This is a genomic window from Rhizobium sp. CF142, assembly GCF_000281145.1.
Classification (GTDB): Bacteria; Pseudomonadota; Alphaproteobacteria; order Rhizobiales; family Rhizobiaceae; genus Rhizobium.
Genome location: NZ_AJWE01000035.1, coordinates 1 through 15,499, shown reverse-complemented (window position 1 = coordinate 15,499; position 15,499 = coordinate 1). Strand labels below are relative to the sequence as shown.

Annotated in this window: 16 protein-coding genes and 2 pseudogenes; 10 read left to right on the top strand and 8 right to left on the bottom strand. The window is 61.4% G+C overall.

Going from position 1 to position 15,499, the window contains the following annotated elements; genetic code table 11:
- Nucleotides 1-72 (bottom strand): annotated as a pseudogene (locus tag PMI11_RS37270) (transcriptional regulator); the annotation flags it as partial.
- A gap of 127 nt (nucleotides 73-199) precedes the next feature.
- Here PMI11_RS37270 and PMI11_RS09850 point away from each other — a divergent pair.
- From PMI11_RS09850 to PMI11_RS09830, 5 genes are all read left to right on the top strand, one after another.
- The gene (locus PMI11_RS09850) at nucleotides 200-835 is read left to right on the top strand and encodes a LysE family translocator (protein ID WP_007816177.1); all 636 of its coding nucleotides are present in this window, start codon (nucleotides 200-202) and stop codon (nucleotides 833-835) included.
- Nucleotides 836-968: 133 nt separating this feature from the next.
- Nucleotides 969-1,412, top strand: a complete 444-nt coding sequence (locus PMI11_RS09845) for a c-type cytochrome (protein WP_007816175.1) — start codon at nucleotides 969-971, stop codon at nucleotides 1,410-1,412.
- A gap of 135 nt (nucleotides 1,413-1,547) precedes the next feature.
- Nucleotides 1,548-2,462: a cytochrome c gene (locus PMI11_RS09840; protein ID WP_007816173.1), complete on the top strand. Its 915-nt coding sequence runs from the start codon at nucleotides 1,548-1,550 to the stop codon at nucleotides 2,460-2,462.
- Between the two features lie 39 nt (nucleotides 2,463-2,501).
- A complete protein-coding gene (locus PMI11_RS09835) occupies nucleotides 2,502-2,795 on the top strand; it encodes a hypothetical protein (protein WP_007816171.1) in 294 nt (97 codons plus the stop codon).
- 31 nt (nucleotides 2,796-2,826) lie between these two features.
- Nucleotides 2,827-3,504: an isochorismatase family cysteine hydrolase gene (locus tag PMI11_RS09830; protein WP_007816169.1), complete on the top strand. Its 678-nt coding sequence runs from the start codon at nucleotides 2,827-2,829 to the stop codon at nucleotides 3,502-3,504.
- Here PMI11_RS09830 and PMI11_RS09825 read toward each other — a convergent pair.
- Together PMI11_RS09825 and PMI11_RS09820 are read right to left on the bottom strand one after the other, a co-directional pair.
- A complete protein-coding gene (locus tag PMI11_RS09825; protein ID WP_007816167.1) occupies nucleotides 3,486-4,064 on the bottom strand; it encodes a type 1 glutamine amidotransferase family protein in 579 nt (192 codons plus the stop codon). The genes PMI11_RS09830 and PMI11_RS09825 overlap by 19 nt on opposite strands.
- A gap of 40 nt (nucleotides 4,065-4,104) precedes the next feature.
- Entirely contained in the window at nucleotides 4,105-4,599 is a 495-nt protein-coding gene (locus PMI11_RS09820) for a GNAT family N-acetyltransferase (protein ID WP_007816164.1), read from the bottom strand.
- Nucleotides 4,600-4,897: 298 nt separating this feature from the next.
- Between PMI11_RS09820 and dmeR the strand changes: the two genes are divergently transcribed.
- From dmeR to bla, 3 genes are all read left to right on the top strand, one after another.
- Entirely contained in the window at nucleotides 4,898-5,170 is a 273-nt protein-coding gene (gene dmeR, locus PMI11_RS09815; protein WP_007816163.1) for a Ni(II)/Co(II)-sensing transcriptional repressor DmeR, read from the top strand.
- A 29-nt stretch (nucleotides 5,171-5,199) separates the two neighbouring features.
- Complete coding sequence (gene dmeF / locus PMI11_RS09810) at nucleotides 5,200-6,153, top strand: CDF family Co(II)/Ni(II) efflux transporter DmeF (RefSeq protein ID WP_007816161.1); 954 nt, start codon at nucleotides 5,200-5,202, stop codon at nucleotides 6,151-6,153.
- Between the two features lie 71 nt (nucleotides 6,154-6,224).
- Nucleotides 6,225-7,109, top strand: a complete 885-nt coding sequence (bla, locus tag PMI11_RS09805) for a class A beta-lactamase (RefSeq protein WP_007816160.1) — start codon at nucleotides 6,225-6,227, stop codon at nucleotides 7,107-7,109.
- Nucleotides 7,110-7,184: 75 nt separating this feature from the next.
- Here bla and PMI11_RS09800 read toward each other — a convergent pair whose 3' ends face one another.
- Nucleotides 7,185-7,427 carry a DUF1127 domain-containing protein gene (locus PMI11_RS09800; RefSeq protein WP_007816158.1) on the bottom strand — a complete coding sequence of 81 codons (243 nt, stop codon included), beginning with the start codon at nucleotides 7,425-7,427 and terminating at the stop codon, nucleotides 7,185-7,187.
- Between the two features lie 174 nt (nucleotides 7,428-7,601).
- Between PMI11_RS09800 and PMI11_RS09795 the strand changes: the two are divergent.
- Nucleotides 7,602-9,614: pseudogene (locus PMI11_RS09795) on the top strand (BTAD domain-containing putative transcriptional regulator).
- A 49-nt stretch (nucleotides 9,615-9,663) separates the two neighbouring features.
- Here PMI11_RS09795 and PMI11_RS09790 read toward each other — a convergent pair.
- The 4 genes from PMI11_RS09790 to PMI11_RS09775 all read right to left on the bottom strand — a co-directional run bounded on the left by PMI11_RS09790 (nucleotide 9,664) and on the right by PMI11_RS09775 (nucleotide 14,743).
- Entirely contained in the window at nucleotides 9,664-10,128 is a 465-nt protein-coding gene (locus PMI11_RS09790) for a hypothetical protein (RefSeq protein ID WP_007816153.1), read from the bottom strand.
- A gap of 76 nt (nucleotides 10,129-10,204) precedes the next feature.
- Nucleotides 10,205-12,544, bottom strand: a complete 2,340-nt coding sequence (locus PMI11_RS09785) for a glucose/quinate/shikimate family membrane-bound PQQ-dependent dehydrogenase (protein WP_007816152.1) — start codon at nucleotides 12,542-12,544, stop codon at nucleotides 10,205-10,207.
- A gap of 121 nt (nucleotides 12,545-12,665) precedes the next feature.
- On the bottom strand, nucleotides 12,666-13,208 hold the full coding sequence (locus tag PMI11_RS09780) for a glutathione peroxidase (protein WP_007816150.1): 543 nt from the start codon (nucleotides 13,206-13,208) through the stop codon (nucleotides 12,666-12,668).
- A gap of 32 nt (nucleotides 13,209-13,240) precedes the next feature.
- Complete coding sequence (locus PMI11_RS09775; protein WP_007816148.1) at nucleotides 13,241-14,743, bottom strand: protein adenylyltransferase SelO; 1,503 nt, start codon at nucleotides 14,741-14,743, stop codon at nucleotides 13,241-13,243.
- A 259-nt stretch (nucleotides 14,744-15,002) separates the two neighbouring features.
- Between PMI11_RS09775 and PMI11_RS09770 the strand changes: the two genes are divergently transcribed.
- Nucleotides 15,003-15,499, top strand: a 497-nt coding sequence (locus tag PMI11_RS09770) for an MFS transporter (protein ID WP_007816146.1), incomplete at its 3' end; no start/stop codon positions are given.

The window sequence follows — 15,499 nt, the reverse complement described above, 5'->3', positions numbered from 1 at the left end:
GGCCGCGGTCATCGGCTTCTTCCCCAGCCGCAATATCTGGATGATCTCGAAAAGCCTGGAGGCCTTGCGCATTTGCCGCCCTTTCTCCAACGCTCCTGACAATACACTGTCAGTTGGCTTCCCGTATAGAGCCATCTATCGGATTGAAATTGATGCACTTCCTGAAAAAGCGCACAGAAATACGGGATGGACAACTGACATGGATTACCACGAAAGCCTCTGGCTCTACTTCACCCTTCTCTTCGGCATCATCATCGTGCCCGGCATGGACATGCTCTTCGTGCTCGCCAACTCGCTGACGGGCGGCACCAAGCGCGGGTTGGCCGCCACCAGCGGCATCATGCTCGGCGGGGCCGTGCATTCGGCCTATGGTGCGGCAGGCGTTGGCATCCTCGTCGCCATGCTGCCTGGTGTCTTCAACCTGCTGCTCTTTGCCGGCGTCGGCTATATGATCTGGATTGGTATCTCGCTGATGAAGAGCTCGATTAAGGTCGAGGCGGTCGGCCCCGGCACGGCGCGTTCCACCTGGAAGGCGTTTCGGCAGGGAGCGGTCACCTGCCTCGTCAATCCCAAGGCCTATATCTTCGTGCTCGCCGTCTATCCGCAATTCATAAAGCCCGAATATGGGCCGATCTGGCTGCAGGGTCTGATCATGGGCATCATGACTGTGCTGACTCAGCTGGCCGTCTACGGCACGCTTGCGATGACGGCCGGCCGCAGCCGCGATCTCCTGGTTTCCAACCCGAACACGACTGCCGTCATCGGCCGTCTCGCCGGCCTGCTGCTGGTCGTCATTTCCGCGATCAGCCTCTGGCAAGGGTGGAAGACGGCCTGATCCTGCCTATTCTTATCACATTGTTTTTATGAGGATCCGGCCAAACGTGACTATGCGGCCACATGGATTTTGTCATGATCCCGGTGCAGATTGCCCTCGACCGGCTTCGCCGGTGGAACAATGGAGAGAAAATATGAATTGGAAAACAGTAGCGGCGGCTGTTGCGTTCGCCGGCATTGCCCTCGGTTCGGTCATGGCCGCCGACGGCACGCACGACGCACGCATTGGAATGATGAAACAGATTGGTGGCGCAGCAGGCGCGCTGTCTGCCATCGCCAAGGGCACCAAGCCCTATGATGCCGAAGCCGTGAAGACGGCACTGACGACGATCGCCACGACGGCAAAAGCCTTCCCGGACCAGTTCAAGCCGGGCACCGAGACGGGCGACGAGGAAGCAAGCCCGAAGATCTGGGAAAACATGGATGACTTCAAGGCACGCGCCGCGAAGCTGTCTACCGACGCCGAAACCGTGCTCGCCCAGCTTCCGGCTGATGCTGCCGGCGTCGGCGCGGCGCTGAACACGGTCGGCGGCAATTGCGGTGGCTGTCATCAGGTCTATCGCATCAAGAAGGACTAGGCGATAGAGCTATTCCCGTATCATCTCGCGATCCGCACCGGCTCTTGCCGCCGGTGCGGATCGCCTTATTCTCCCTGGCACCGGGGCCAGCGAACCAGGGAAAGCCCTTGATATCGATAGAAGGAGAGGCGGCGCATGGTCCGCAGGTTCATCCGCTTTGTGCTCTGTCTCATCGGCGTCGTCGTGATCGGCGGCGCAGTTTTCTATTTCGTGACGGCGCCGGATCCGCTGCCGGAAAGCCATTGGGCCAATCTCGGCGCGCCTGATGTCGCGAATGGTGAAAAGGTTTTCTGGGCCGGCGGCTGCGTCAGCTGTCATGCGACCCCCGGTGCGCAAGGCGATGCAAAGCTGACCCTTGCCGGCGGCCTTGCACTCAAAAGCCCTTTCGGCACCTTCCATGTTCCGAATATTTCCCCGGATGAGCAGGCCGGCATCGGCCGCTGGACGCTCGCTCAGTTCGGCAATGCCATGAAGCGCGGCGTCGGCCCCAACGGCCAGCATCTCTACCCGTCTTTCCCCTATGGTTCCTACACGCGCATGAGCGACGAGGACGTCAACGATCTCTTCGCCTATCTGAAGACGCTGCCGAAGAGCAGCAATGTCGCGCCACCGCACGAACTGCCGTTCCCCTTCAACATTCGCCTTGCGCTCGGCGGTTGGAAACTCCTCTATTTCAACGACCAGCCGCGCGTCGTGCTCGCCAATGCTGACGACAAGCTCAAGCGCGGCCAATATCTGGTCGAAGGCCTCGGCCATTGCGGCGAGTGCCACACCCCGCGCGATTCCCTCGGCGGCTTCGTCCGCGACCAATGGCTCGCCGGCGCGCCGAACCCGGAAGGCAAGGGCCGCATACCCGATATCACGCCCGGCTCGAAGAGCGTCGGCTCCTGGAGCGAGGCCGATATCACCAACTACCTGCAGACCGGCTTCACCCCCGATTTCGACTCGGCCGGCGGCCAGATGGTCGACGTGCAGCAGAACATCGCCCATCTGCCGCAATCTGATATCGAAGCGATCTCAGCCTATTTGAAGGCCGTGCCGAGCAAGTAGCGTCTGCCTGGGGCAAGCGCCGCAGGCCACACTGCCACAATGAAGCACCCGACCCTTGAGGAAACAGACGCCGCGATAGCCCGCATGCGGGAGCGGCTTGCCGCGCGCAATGCCGTCCTTGCGCGCTGGTTCGACGATACGCTTGCCACTATGGAAGTGAAGATCGCCAGCCGTCTCGACGATCCCGGCAATCTCGCCCAGGCAAGAGCCGCGGCCTATCTGTTCGTGAAGGCAGCACTTCATCAATGGGCTACCCGCCCTGCGCATGAGGCGGCCGGCAAGGACAGTCCGGCAAAAGAGACACCGCCGTTACGGCGACTCGGTATACGCTAAGGCCTCAATCTTCAAAAACGGACGAACGGTCTTGAAACGGCACGACTGGCAGATCGAACCGCGTGAATATGCACGCCAGGAAGAGCGCCGCGGCCGGCGTTTCGCCTTCACCCATCTGACGCCGGCGAGAACTGCGCTCGTCGTCGTCGACATGATCCCCTTCTTCGTCACTCCAGGCAGCTATGCCGAAGGCATCGTTCCAAACATTCAGGCGCTCATTGCTGCGGTGCGCGACTGCGGCGGGCTGGTTGTCTGGGTGGTGCCGGCGCCGAGGCAGACTCATCCGGAGCTGGCGCGCGAATTTTTCGGGGAAACGATTGCCGAGCTTTACCGCACCTCGGGCGGCGGCGGGCCGATTGCCGGCCGGATTGCGCCGGACTTTGTTCCGAAGCCGTGGGATCTCATGATCGAGAAGACCTCCTACAGCGCCTTTCATCCGGAAAGCGCGCCGCTTGCGGCCATGCTGAAATCGCGCGGCGTCGATACGGTCCTCATAACAGGCACGCTGACCAATATCTGTTGTGAATCTTCGGCCCGTGATGCCTGCTCCAGCGGCTTTCGGGTCGTGATGTTGGCCGATGCGAATGCAGCTCGGCGCGATATCGATCACAACATGGCGCTCTATTCGGTCTATCGCAGCTTCGGCGACGTGCGCACCACGGGCGAGGTGATCGACCTGCTTTGCGAGGCTCAGGCCGCCTTCGGCTGATGCTCCGCGCCGAGGATCTGCACATAGGTATCCAGCTCTTCGCCGCCGAAGCCGAGCCCCCGGTAGATCTCAGCTGTAAAGGTGATCGGCGCCGAACCGGGCGCAGTCACAATCATGCCGGATCGCACGGCCTGCGGCCCGTCGCGATAATGCGCCTGGCCGCGATAACCCTCGGCGCCGGCAATGAAATCGGGCGCGTTGCTGGTGTGCGGAATATCGTTCAGTACACCAGCGCGCGCCAGCGCCAGCGTCCCACCGCAGATCGCGGCGGTGAGCTTGCCGCGCGCGATGAAGTCGTTGATCACGGGTGAAAGGTCCGGCGCCTTCTCCGTCTCCCAGATCGTTCCGCCGCAGATGACCAGCGCATCGAAGGCGTCGCTATGCAGGTTCTCGGCTACCGCATCGGGTGCCACTCGCATGCCGCCCATGGAACGCACTTCCGCGCCGCCGGGACTTGCCGTCACCACATCGAAACCGAAATGGGTGCGGGCGGAGGCAGCAAGCTGCCCCACTTCCCAGTCCGCGAAGCCTTCGGTCAGAACCACCGCCAGTCGGGTCATGCTTTCCTCCCTTGCAAGACGGCCGAGCGGCTGGAGCCGCTCACGACAGAGCCTGCATATAGCGCATGCCGGTGACCGGGCGAGGGGTGAAGTCCATCTGTTCGTAGAAACGGTGAGCCTTGAGATTGCCGGTGGCAGCGCTGACGGAGAGGTAATCGCAGCCCGCAATGCGCGCGGTTTCCCGGGCGCGATCGACGAGAAGCTGGCCTGTGCCATGGCCGCGATGGCCGTCGCGTACGAAAAGGTGATGCAGATCCATGCCGCGCTTGCCTTCCTGCGCCCTGTAGAGTGGAACGAGGATGGCGTAGCCGATCAGCCCGTCGCTACCGTCGGCGACGAGAGCCGAAATCCACGGCGTCGGGCCGAAGAGATCGCGTTCAAGCTGTTCAGGTGTCGAACCCGAGATGTCGCCGTGATGGGCGGCAAGCAAGCCGATCATCTCGTGGAGTTCGGATATGTCGCGGGGTTTGGCGGCGCGGATCGTCACGACCGGCGGTCGCACGAGCGATATTTCACTGTCTTCGATTTCAAGCATGGTCTTCGCGTCCTTTTTGAGTTTATGCCGCCAGGACGCTGCTGATACAACAAAGCCGCCTGACGGCGGCTTGTTGACATTATGATCTGTCTCGGCCGCCCTTTACAGGTACAGCCAAAAATACGAGCGGTTATGGTGCGCGTTCTTGATCATGTGGCCATCAATCCGCCCAATCCGGGCGTTTGTCAATGGCCATGTATCACGGCGCAATCTGCTGAGGGATTCTGCATTGCATTGCCGCTTTTCCTTTTTGAGAAGTCAATATAGTGTACCCCCCTATCCTACATTAGAGACCATTATGTCCCATACGACCCATCAGAAGAAGAAGCTCATCGCTCGTGTCAGCCGCATCCGTGGGCAACTCGAGGCAGTCGAACGTGCGCTCGAGGGCGAGCGTCCCTGTGGCGAGATCCTCCAGCTTCTGGCCTCCGTGCGCGGCGCGCTGACGGGGCTCACGGGCGAAGTGCTGGACGACCATCTGCACGAACATGTGCTGCATGCCGCCGACGAGAAGGCGAGGGCGGAGGCGGTCGAGGAAATATCCGAAGTATTGCGAACCTATATCCGCTGAGCCGGATCGATATCGATAAGGAGCTGGCAATGAGTGCCGGAACGAATAGCTACGGACATGAGCATGTCTTCCTGGGGCAGGACCATGCCCGCAACGAACGCAGCATCTGGCTTGTGATCGCTCTGACGGCAGTCATGATGGTGGTCGAGATTGGCGCCGGCACCATTTACGGCTCGATGGCCCTGGTGGCCGATGGCTGGCACATGTCCACCCATGCCAGCGCGCTGCTCATTTCTGCGCTCGCCTATCTCTTCGCCCGCAAGCAGGCCCGCAACCCGCGCTTCACTTTCGGCACAGGCAAGCTCGGCGATCTCGCCGGTTTTGCGAGCGCTATCATTCTGGCGATGATTGCCCTGCTGATGGGCTGGGAAAGTTTCCTGCGCATCACATCGCCCGTGCCGATCAGCTTCGGCCAGGCGATTGCCGTCGCCATCATCGGCCTTGCCGTCAATCTCGTCAGTGCCTGGATGTTGAGCGGTAGCGGCGGCCACCATGATGGGCACGGGCATGACCATCATCATGATCACCACCACGGCCACGATCATGGCCACCATGGTCATGCGGATAACAATATTCGCTCTGCCTATATGCACGTCGTCGCCGACGCACTGACCTCGGTGCTCGCCATTGCCGCACTCACCTTCGGCAGCCTCTATGGCTGGCTCTGGCTCGATCCGCTGATGGGCATCGTCGGCGCTCTTATCATCGCTCAGTGGTCCTGGGGGCTGCTGAAATCCTCCGGGGCTGTTCTGCTCGATGTGCTCTCGGAGGGTGAAACGCTGCCGGATGAAATCCGTGATGTGATCGAAGGCGATGGCGACCGCATTACCGATCTACATGTCTGGCAGGTTGGTCCCGGCCATCATGCTGCGATCGTTGCGGTGCTGACGCCGCAGTCGCGCGACACCGCCTTCTACAAGGAGAGGCTTTCGAGCCTGGACGAGTTGTCGCATGTGACTGTGGAAGTCACGCGCGCCGCCTGATCCCGCTAAAAAGCCGAGATGCCGCCGCAATCGAGCCTTACGCCTGTGATCCTGATTCCCCGGAGGTCTTCATGAATCACAGCCTTACCCGCCGCAGCTTCCTGGGCTCCGCCTTGCTGCTGCCTGCGTTGGGCTTTGCCCCTCTCGTGCGTGCTGAGCAACAGAACGACGATATCGACAAGCGGCTTGCGGCACTTGAAGCGCGCATCGGCGGGCGTCTCGGGGTCTCCGTTCTCGACAGCGACACGAATGTTTCCTTCGGCTATCGCGGCAGCGAGCCCTTCGCCATGTGCAGCACCTTCAAGGTTCTGGCCGCCGGCCTCGTTCTTGCCCGTGTCGACAAGGGCGATGAGAGCCTCGACCGGCGCGTCACCTACGGCAAGGAAAAGCTCGTCACCTATTCCCCCGAGACCGAAAAGCATGCGGGCGGCGACGGGATGACGATGGCCGAGATCTGCAAGGCCGGCATCACGCTGAGCGACAACACCGCCGGCAACCTCATGCTGGAGAGCTTCGGCGGCCCGGCTGCACTCACCGATTGGCTGCGCTCGATCGGCGACGGCACGACAAGGCTCGACCGCATGGAAACCGCACTGAACGAGGCCGCGAAGGGCGATCCGCGTGACACAACGACGCCGGATGCAATGCTCGATTCGCTCGGTAATATTGCTCTCGGCTCGGTTCTGGCGGAAACCTCTGCAAATCAGCTGGTCGACTGGATGATTGCAAACACGACGGGCGGCGCGCGCCTGCGCGCAGGCCTGCCCAGCGATTGGAAGATCGGCGACAAGACTGGAACAGGCGACAACGGTTCGGCCGGTGATATCGCCATCATCTGGCCGCCGAAGCGCGGCCCGATCGTCGCCGCCGTCTACATGGCGGAAACGATGGTCAAGATGGATGAATTCAATCCCGTCTTCGCCGAAATCGGCAAGATGATTACCGAGATGGTCTGAAACGGGAAAGAGCCGCTGCTCGTTCGGAGCTGAGCCGCCATTGTTTCGTCGCAGCGACGCAATTGAATTTGCTCACTACCGCATCGACATCAAGTTCGTCATCAGGCCTGCTTTGATTTCCAGCACCGGGCGATTGATCTCTGGTTGACCGATATCTCTCAGTTGATCAGGCGTCAGGTCTGCCAGCACTTTCCGTCTCGCGACGACCCTACGCCACTGCCTCACGGCAGCGGCCAACATTGTGATGCTGTTCACCGTGTACTCGGACACCTGTTTTATCGGCGCGCCAACGGCAGCGTGAGTTTCCGTGTGAGCCATTTCCCAGTCTCCTTTGTGAGATGTGTGAGTGGGAATGTGCCATGCGGGTGTTTTCGGGCCGTTGGGCTGAGCGTGAACGGCCAAGAAAACTTCGACAAGCCGCCGCTAAATCGGTGTTAAATCCGTCTTCCCAAATGCTATTCTGCGGCGGCGATCCAAATCTGGAGACTTTCTGTGCGTATCAGGTTGCTAGGCGGCCTCGAAGTTACCTCCGCGGAAGACCGGCAAGTACGCTTCGCCATGCGCAAGACGTCGCTTCTTTTTGCTGCCCTGGTCCTTGCAGGCCGTCGCGGTTGTCGCAGGGAACTGCTTTCCGAAGCCTTCTGGCCGGGACGAAGCAATGAGCAGGCCCGCAATAGCTTGCGGCAGGCGCTGGTCGATATCAGGCGGGCGTTTCCGGCGAGCAGCGAAGCCCCTGTCTACATCGATGGGGATCAGGAGACAGTCGTACTGATTGGCGGCTTGGACGAAGCCGACATTTCGATCTTCGACCGGAAGCTGGAGGCGGGCGGAACCGCTGATCTTGCCTTTGCTGCGGACCTCTACCGCGGTGAGGTACTTGCAGGCGAGTCCATTCCGGACGGGCTGGATGAGTGGTTCGGACCTTACCAGAGCACGTATCGGCGCAAGGCGCTGCAGCTCGTGGAGCTGTTGAGCCTCGCGCTCTCCGATCCGGGCTCCGCGGAAGAGCCAGCCTGCGAAGGGCTTGCCGAGAGGTTGCTCGCCTCGGACCCGACAGCGGAGGCCGCCCATCGGGCGCTAATGCGGATCCACATTCTCCGGGGGCACGAGAACGCAGCCATGCGCCAGTTCGAGGCCTGCCGGGCTCTCGTAAGGAAGCATCTCGGCGCCGAACCTGAAGCGGAGACGTCCTCCCTGGCCGTCTCGCTGCAGTCGCGGCAGCGACCGGAATACCAACAGACCGCACCGGGGCCTGAAGTCGTCCCGCAGACGCAGGTCGTCTCAGGCCCGACGAAGTATCACGATCGGCCATCGGTTGCGGTATTGCCATTTCAGAATTTGAGCGGCGATCCGGAGCAGGAATATTTTGCCGATGGCATCGTGGAGGATATCACGATCGCCCTCGCTCAATTCCGCCATCTCTACGTCATCGCGCGGAATTCGAGCTTCACCTACAAGGGGCAGGCCGTTGACATCAAGCAGGTAGGGCGCGAGTTGAACGTGCGCTATGTGGTCTAGGGAAGTGTGCGCCGGACGGGTGACCGGCTTCGTATTGCCGGACAACTCATCGACACGTCGACGGGTGCACACCTTTGGGCAGACCGTTTTGATGGGACGCTGGCAAATATATTCGATCTTCAGGATCTGGTGGCCTCAAGTATCGTTGGTGCAATAACGCCGAAAGTAGAAGAGGCGGAGATCGAGCGCGCCAAACGCAAGCCGACGGAAAGCCTTGACGCTTACGACTATTATCTGCGCGGGCTGGCGGCCTTCGACCGGACGATCACCAACAGATCGGTCACCGACGAGGCCTTGCGGCTGTTCATGAAGGCGATCGAGCGCGACCCGGAGTTCGCCATAGCTTATGCCCGGGCGGCGCGATGCTACGCGACCAGAAAGAGCAATGGCTGGATGGCCAATCCCGCCGAGGAGATTGCCGAAGCGACCCGACTGGCGAGAAGAGCGGTCGAACTCGGCTGGGACGATGCGGTTGCACTCTCCTATGGTGGATATGTCCTCGGCTATGTCGGCGGCGATCTCGATGATAGCGCGGCCTGTATCGATCGCGCGCTCTTCCTCAACCCGAATCTCGCCGCTGCCTTGGGCACCAGCAGCTGGGTGAAAGCCTGCTTGGGCGAGCCGGACAAGGCCATCGAACATGCAGCCCTCGCCATGCGCCTGAGCCCTTTGGATCCGCGTCTGTTTGCCTGGCAGTTCAACACCGGGCTGGCTCATTTCTGCGCCGGACATTACGAAGATGCCGCCGCCTGGGCGGCAAGATCGTTACGCCACCAGCCGAACTATCCGAGCGCGATGCGCGTGATGGCGGCCGGTCAGGTCATGAGCGGGCGAACTGCGGAAGCGCAGGGAACGATCGCTCGATTGTGCCAGTTGGATCCTGCACTCCGGCTTTCGAATCTTGCCGATATTCTGCCGCCGTTTCGGCGACCGGACGACCGTAACCGATATATCGAAGCTCTTCGAATGGCGGGGCTGCCGGAGTAGAAATGCGGCGAAGAGTGCTCCCCGCCGCATCTCGGCTGGTGTTCCAGCTTCAGGCGGCGGGAGCGTCGTCTGTCGTCTCGGTTCCGTCATTCTCAATGCCTGCGAGCTCACGCTTGATCTGCTCGGCGATTTCCTTCTCGATCGCCGCGCGCTCGTCGGCAGGCATCGCCTTCAGATCGTCTTCGGTGAGATTATGGGCTGCCAGATAGCGGGCGCGGATGAATTCTTCCGGCGTCATGCTGCTCCAGTCGGAGAATTCGTCGACCAGGCTCTTATGTGCTGCCTTGGCTTCCATTTCTGCATCGGAGGGCTGGTTGATGTAGGTCTCGTTGCCGGCCTGCACCGCCCACATCGTATTGGCGATGGACGGCGGGGTCGTGCTCGGCTGCAGGCCGGCACCGGACTGGTTGCGCGTACTGCCGCCAAATTCCTCGGTCTGCTTGTTCTTGGATTTGCCCTGCTCGAAGAGCGAGCCGAGGCCGGAGTAAATTGAGAGGTTGCTACCGATTTCCATGAAAAATCCCCCTGAAAAACCGGTAGCAATATGACCGGGCAAGCCTGCTCGGAACTTGTGTCTTCCTTTTGTGTTGCTACGGCAGCGTGTAGGCGATCACATAATCGCCCGGCTTGGTGCCAACAGAACCATGCCCGCCGGCGACCATGACGACATATTGCTTGTTGTCATCGGTCGTATAGGTCATCGGCGTTGCCTGTCCGCCGGCCGGAAGCCGGGCTTCCCAGAGCTGGCGTCCGTTCGTCACGTCATAGGCGCGCAGATAGTTGTCGACGGCAGCACCCAGGAAGGCGATGCCGCCCTTGGTCACCATCGGCCCGCCAATGCCGGGCACGCCAACCTTGAAGGGAAGGGGCAGCGGCGTCATGTCGTGCACCGTGCCGTTCTTGTGCATATAGGCGATGCGACCGGTCCGGAGATCCACACCGGCGACATAGCCCCATGGCGGCGCCTGGCAGGGGATCTGCAGCGGCCCGAGGAACGGACCCATGAACACACCGTAGGGCGCGCCGTCATTGCGGTTGAGGCCCTGTTCGCTTCCCTTCTCATCCTGGCCGCGTGGCGGAATATCGGCGGCCGGCACCAGGCGCGAGGTGAAGGCGAGATAGGTCGGCATGCCGAACATCACCTGCCGCTCGGGGTCAACAGCGACAGAGCCCCAGTTGAAGGTGCCGAAATTGCCGGGATAGACGATGGTCCCCTGCAGCGACGGCGGCGTATAGCGGCCCTCATATTTGTAGCGGTGGAATTCGATGCGGCAGGCAAGCTGGTCGAACAGCGAGACACCCCACATATCTTTTTCCTGCAGTGGCTCCGGGGAGAAGGTGAGATCGGAGATTGGCTGCGTCGGCGCCGTGTGATCCTCCGGGATCGCCCCGTCAGGCGCCGGGATTTCCTTGAAGGGAATGATCGGCTGGCCGGTGCGCCGGTCGAGCACGTAGATATCGCCCTGCTTGGTGGATGCCACCAGCGCCGGCACCGCCGTTCCGTCCTGTTTCGTCAGATCGACCAGCACCGGCTGGGCAGGGACGTCCATGTCCCAGAGATCGTGGTGGACGAATTGCTGCACCCAGCGCAGCTGGCCTGTATTGATGTCGAGCGCCACGACGGAAGAGGAGAACTTCTCGACGTCGGCGCTGCGGTTCATGCCGAGCTGGTCCGGCACCTGATTGCCGAGCGGGATATAGACCATACCGAGCTGTTCATCGACGCTGAAGACCGACCAGCTGTTCGGTGAATTCGTCGTGTAATGCTGGCCCTCCGGCAGCGGCGTCGTCTGGTTCGGATTGCCGGAATCCCAGTTCCACAACAGCGCTCCGCTGTTGATGTCATAGGCGCGAATGACGCCGGACTGTTCCTTCGTCGAATAATTGTCGTTGACCGCCCCGCCGATGATGATCTTTCCCGCGACGGCGACTGGCGGCGAGGTGGAGTAATAATATCCCGCCGGATTGTATTGCATGCCGGTCTGCATCTGCAGCACGCCTTGTTCTGCAAAGCTTGTACACACTTGTCCGTTGGTCGCATCGAGCGCGATCAGCCGCGCATCCGAAGTCGGCAGGTAGACGCGCTCCTTGCAGGGCTGGCCGGCAGGTATCGCCTCATCGCTGTAATAGGTGACACCCCGGCAGGTCTGGTGCTGCCGGTCCGGGTTCATGCCGGAATTTGCGTCATATTTCCATTTCTGCTGGCCGTTCCTGGCATCGAGCGCGATCGCCCAGTTGTGCGGCGTGCAGAGATAGAGCGTGTCGCCCACCTTCAGTGGCGTCACCTGATAGGTCGTTTCCCCGACATCGTCAGGCCGCTTCACGTCGCCGGTCTGGTAGCGCCAGGCCTCTTTCAGGGTGGAGACATTCTGCACGGTGATCTGGTCGAGCGGCGAATAGCGTTGGCCGTAGGGCGTGCGGCCATATTGGTGCCATTCGCCATCGGGCACATTGCCGCCGAAGGCGGGCGTTGTGGCAACCGTCTGTATCGGCAGATCGCCCGCGAGGTCATGCGGATCCGTCGTCATCGAATAGGCAGCGACGATGATGGCGGCAATGACCGGAATGGCGAGCGGCCAGGGATTGGCGCCGTAATAGGTGCCAGTCGGGCTGCGAAATCCGAGCGGCCGGCGGATCCAGGGCGTCAGCAGCCAGAGCCCGAAGAGGATGATGAGGCCACCGCGTGGACCGAGCTGCCACCAGTCGAACCCCACCTCCCAGGTCGCCCAGGCGAGCGCAACGACCGCGAGCACCGCATAGACCCAGAGCGCCACCGCCTTGCGCATGAGAAGCAGGCCTGCCGTCAGCAGGAACATCAGCCCCGCGAAGAGATAGAAGACGCTGCCGCCGAGCGTGACGAGCCAGAGCCCGCCGGTGCCCAGCGCCAGTCCGAAAATGATGAAGAGGATGGAGGTAATGACGATTGCCATAAGGCAGTCTCCCGCTGGTTAGCCGGATCGGAGAATGGCGAAAAATATACGCCGATCAGACAGATAGAGCGGGAGGCTCACCTTTCAACCGCCACAATTGGCCGCGGTTGCGGTCGTCGTGTCAGACTTTTGCAAGCTCGCGGTCGATCGCCGAGACGAGGCGGTTGTCGTCAGCCGTCACGTCGGGGGCGAAACGGGCAACGACCTTGCCGTCGCGGCCGACGAGGAACTTTTCGAAGTTCCAGAGGATTTCGGTGTCGTCGGAGGCAAGACCGGCGCCCTTCAGCCGTTCGCGCATCGGTCCTTCGCCGGTCGTTTCCACGTTGGAGCTGGTCAGGTTCTTATAGAGCGGATGTTTGTCCGGCCCCTTGACGGAAATCTTGGAGTACATCGGGAAATCGACGCCGAAGGTGCTAGTGCAAAAATCGAGGATTTCCGCGTCCGTGCCCGGCTCCTGGCCCTTGAAGTCATTGGCCGGGAAGCCGGCGATGACGAAGCCTCTCTCGCGCTTGTCGGCATAGAGCTTTTCAAGCCCTTCATATTGCACCGTCAGGCCGCATTTTGAGGCGACGTTGACGATGAGCAGCACCTGGCCGCGATATTCGTTGAGCGTCGTCTCGCGCCCCTGAACGGTCTTGACCGGAATATCGAGAAGGTCAGTCATCACTATCTCCAGTTAATATGGGTTGTCTGAAATCAGGTTCCGCAGAAGGTCTGTAGCACCCGCTCTTCCGGTTTCGGCGGGTCCATATAGGCCGCAAATGCCGGCTGCTCGTCATAGGGGTGCGAAAGAACTGTCAGCAGTGCCTCGAACAGCGAGAAATCGCCGTCCTGAACGGCCGCCTCGATCGCCTGCTCGACCCGATGGTTGCGCGGAATGAAGGCCGGGTTGACCTGCTTCATCGCGGCAGCCCGATCACTGGGAGTCTGCGGATCGCCTGAAAGCCGTTCGCGCCAGCTCGCCAGCCATCCTGCAGTGGCAGCCGGCTCCCGGAAGGCCGAGGCGAAAGCAGCCTCAGCCGTCTCATCGCCTGCCAGAATTGAAAGCCGCCGGAAGGTCAGCGTGAAATCCGCGCTCTCAGCCTGCATCAGCGCCAGTAACGACTGGATGAGTTCCAGATCGCCGTCTTCGGTTGACGTCAGGCCGATCTTGCCGCGCATGCCTTGCAGCCAGAAGGCGTGGAAGCGCTCGCCATAGGCTTTGATGATGGCATTGGCATGCTCGATCGCCTTGTCCTTGTCGGCATCGATCAGCGGCAGCAGCGCTTCGCCGAGCCGCGCCAGGTTCCATTGCCCGATACCCGGCTGATTGGCATAGGCATAGCGCCCGTGCTGGTCGATCGACGAGAAGACCTGCATCGGATCGTAGATATCCATGAAGGCGCAGGGACCGAAATCGATTGTCTCGCCCGAGATCGTCATATTGTCGGTATTCATCACACCATGGATGAAGCCGACCTGCAGCCAGCGCGCGATCAGCGCCGCCTGCCGGTCGCAGACAGATTCGTAAAGCGCGAGATAAGGATTCTCCGCCGCCTTTAGCTCGGGATAGTGCCGTTCGATGACATGATCGGCGAGCGCCTTGATGCCATCCTCGTCACCAGCAGCGGCAAGATACTGGAAGGTGCCGACGCGGATATGGCTTGCTGCGACACGCGTGAAGACGGCGCCTGGCAATATCTCCTCACGCCGCACGCCTTCGCCTGTCAGCACGGCGGCAAGCGCCCTGGTGGCGGGAATGCCGAGCGCAAACATCGCCTCGCTGATGATATATTCGCGCAAGACTGGGCCAAGCGCCGCCCGCCCGTCACCCCGGCGGGAAAAGGGCGTCTGTCCCGCACCCTTGAGCTGAATGTCGCGGCGCTGGCCGTTGCGGTCGATCACTTCGCCGAGCAGGATCGCCCGCCCGTCGCCGAGCAGCGGCACGAACTGGCCGAACTGGTGGCCGGCATAGGCCATGGCCAGCGGTTCGGCGCCTTCGGGCACGAGATTGCCGGAAAAGATCGCAGCGCCGTCGCGCTTCAAAATATCGACATCGAGCCCGAGCTCTTTGGCGAGCGGTTCGTTGAGCTTGATCAGCCAGGGCTCCGCCACCTGTGTCGGCACTTGCGTGGCGAAGAAGCGCTGCGGCAACCGCACATAGCTGTTGTCGAAGCCGAAGGCCGTATCCGGCCGTTTTTTCTGCAGGGCGGCGGTCATGACTAATAGGTAGGGCCGCAGGTGCGGTCACGCAAGCCGATTTTGGCCCGAAACCATTCCCTTCACGAAGGCCAAAAAAGTGCAAGGAATAGTGATCTGCCTTTACCTCCCGGCAAAGCAGATGTGCCATAAAAGACATAGCGCCGCCATGATTGCAGGCGTATAGCAAAATCATCTCCTCTTGGCAGTTTTGCCATGTCATCCCCGCGGCCCTGTCGCCCCGTGTGCTCCGCTGCGCCTTTGCGAGTGATCCCTGACGATGTCGGATCAGATTTATCATGCGCCGATGGTTCGGCGCGCAGCACCCAATTTCCGGGTGATCGCGATGATTGTCGCGAGTGCCATGCTCATGGAAAATGTCGACGCAACCGTGCTGGCGACCGCGCTGCCGACGATGGCGCGCGATTTCGGCGTCGATGCCCCGGCCATGTCGATCGCCCTGACCTCCTATCTGCTGAGCCTCGCGATCTTCATTCCCGCCAGCGGCCGCATGGCGGACAGTTTCGGCTCGCGCACCGTCTTCCGCTCTGCGATCGCGGTTTTCGTGGTCGGCTCCATCCTCTGTGCCTTCGCGCCGACCTTGCCGTTCCTCGTGCTTGCCCGCCTGTTGCAGGGCATTGGCGGTGCCATGATGATGCCCGTCGGCCGTCTGGTGCTGATGCGCAGCGTCGACCGCAAGGATATGGTCAGCGCCATGGCCTGGCTCTTGGTGCCGGCGCTGATCGGCCCGATCGTCGGCCCGCCGCTCGGCGGCTT

Bases quoted from the DNA above. Each gene is read 5' to 3' on its own strand.
- PMI11_RS09850 (WP_007816177.1), top strand. From the start codon at position 200: ATGGATTACCACGAAAGCCTCTGGCTCTACTTCACCCTTCTCTTCGGC.
- PMI11_RS09845 (WP_007816175.1), top strand. From the start codon at position 969: ATGAATTGGAAAACAGTAGCGGCGGCTGTTGCGTTCGCCGGCATTGCC.
- PMI11_RS09840 (WP_007816173.1), top strand. From the start codon at position 1,548: ATGGTCCGCAGGTTCATCCGCTTTGTGCTCTGTCTCATCGGCGTCGTC.
- PMI11_RS09835 (WP_007816171.1), top strand. From the start codon at position 2,502: ATGAAGCACCCGACCCTTGAGGAAACAGACGCCGCGATAGCCCGCATG.
- PMI11_RS09825 (WP_007816167.1), bottom strand. From the start codon at position 4,064: ATGACCCGACTGGCGGTGGTTCTGACCGAAGGCTTCGCGGACTGGGAA.
- PMI11_RS09820 (WP_007816164.1), bottom strand. From the start codon at position 4,599: ATGCTTGAAATCGAAGACAGTGAAATATCGCTCGTGCGACCGCCGGTC.
- dmeR (WP_007816163.1), top strand. From the start codon at position 4,898: ATGTCCCATACGACCCATCAGAAGAAGAAGCTCATCGCTCGTGTCAGC.
- dmeF (WP_007816161.1), top strand. From the start codon at position 5,200: ATGAGTGCCGGAACGAATAGCTACGGACATGAGCATGTCTTCCTGGGG.
- bla (WP_007816160.1), top strand. From the start codon at position 6,225: ATGAATCACAGCCTTACCCGCCGCAGCTTCCTGGGCTCCGCCTTGCTG.
- PMI11_RS09800 (WP_007816158.1), bottom strand. From the start codon at position 7,427: ATGGCTCACACGGAAACTCACGCTGCCGTTGGCGCGCCGATAAAACAG.
- PMI11_RS09790 (WP_007816153.1), bottom strand. From the start codon at position 10,128: ATGGAAATCGGTAGCAACCTCTCAATTTACTCCGGCCTCGGCTCGCTC.
- PMI11_RS09785 (WP_007816152.1), bottom strand. From the start codon at position 12,544: ATGGCAATCGTCATTACCTCCATCCTCTTCATCATTTTCGGACTGGCG.
- PMI11_RS09780 (WP_007816150.1), bottom strand. From the start codon at position 13,208: ATGACTGACCTTCTCGATATTCCGGTCAAGACCGTTCAGGGGCGCGAG.
- PMI11_RS09775 (WP_007816148.1), bottom strand. From the start codon at position 14,743: ATGACCGCCGCCCTGCAGAAAAAACGGCCGGATACGGCCTTCGGCTTC.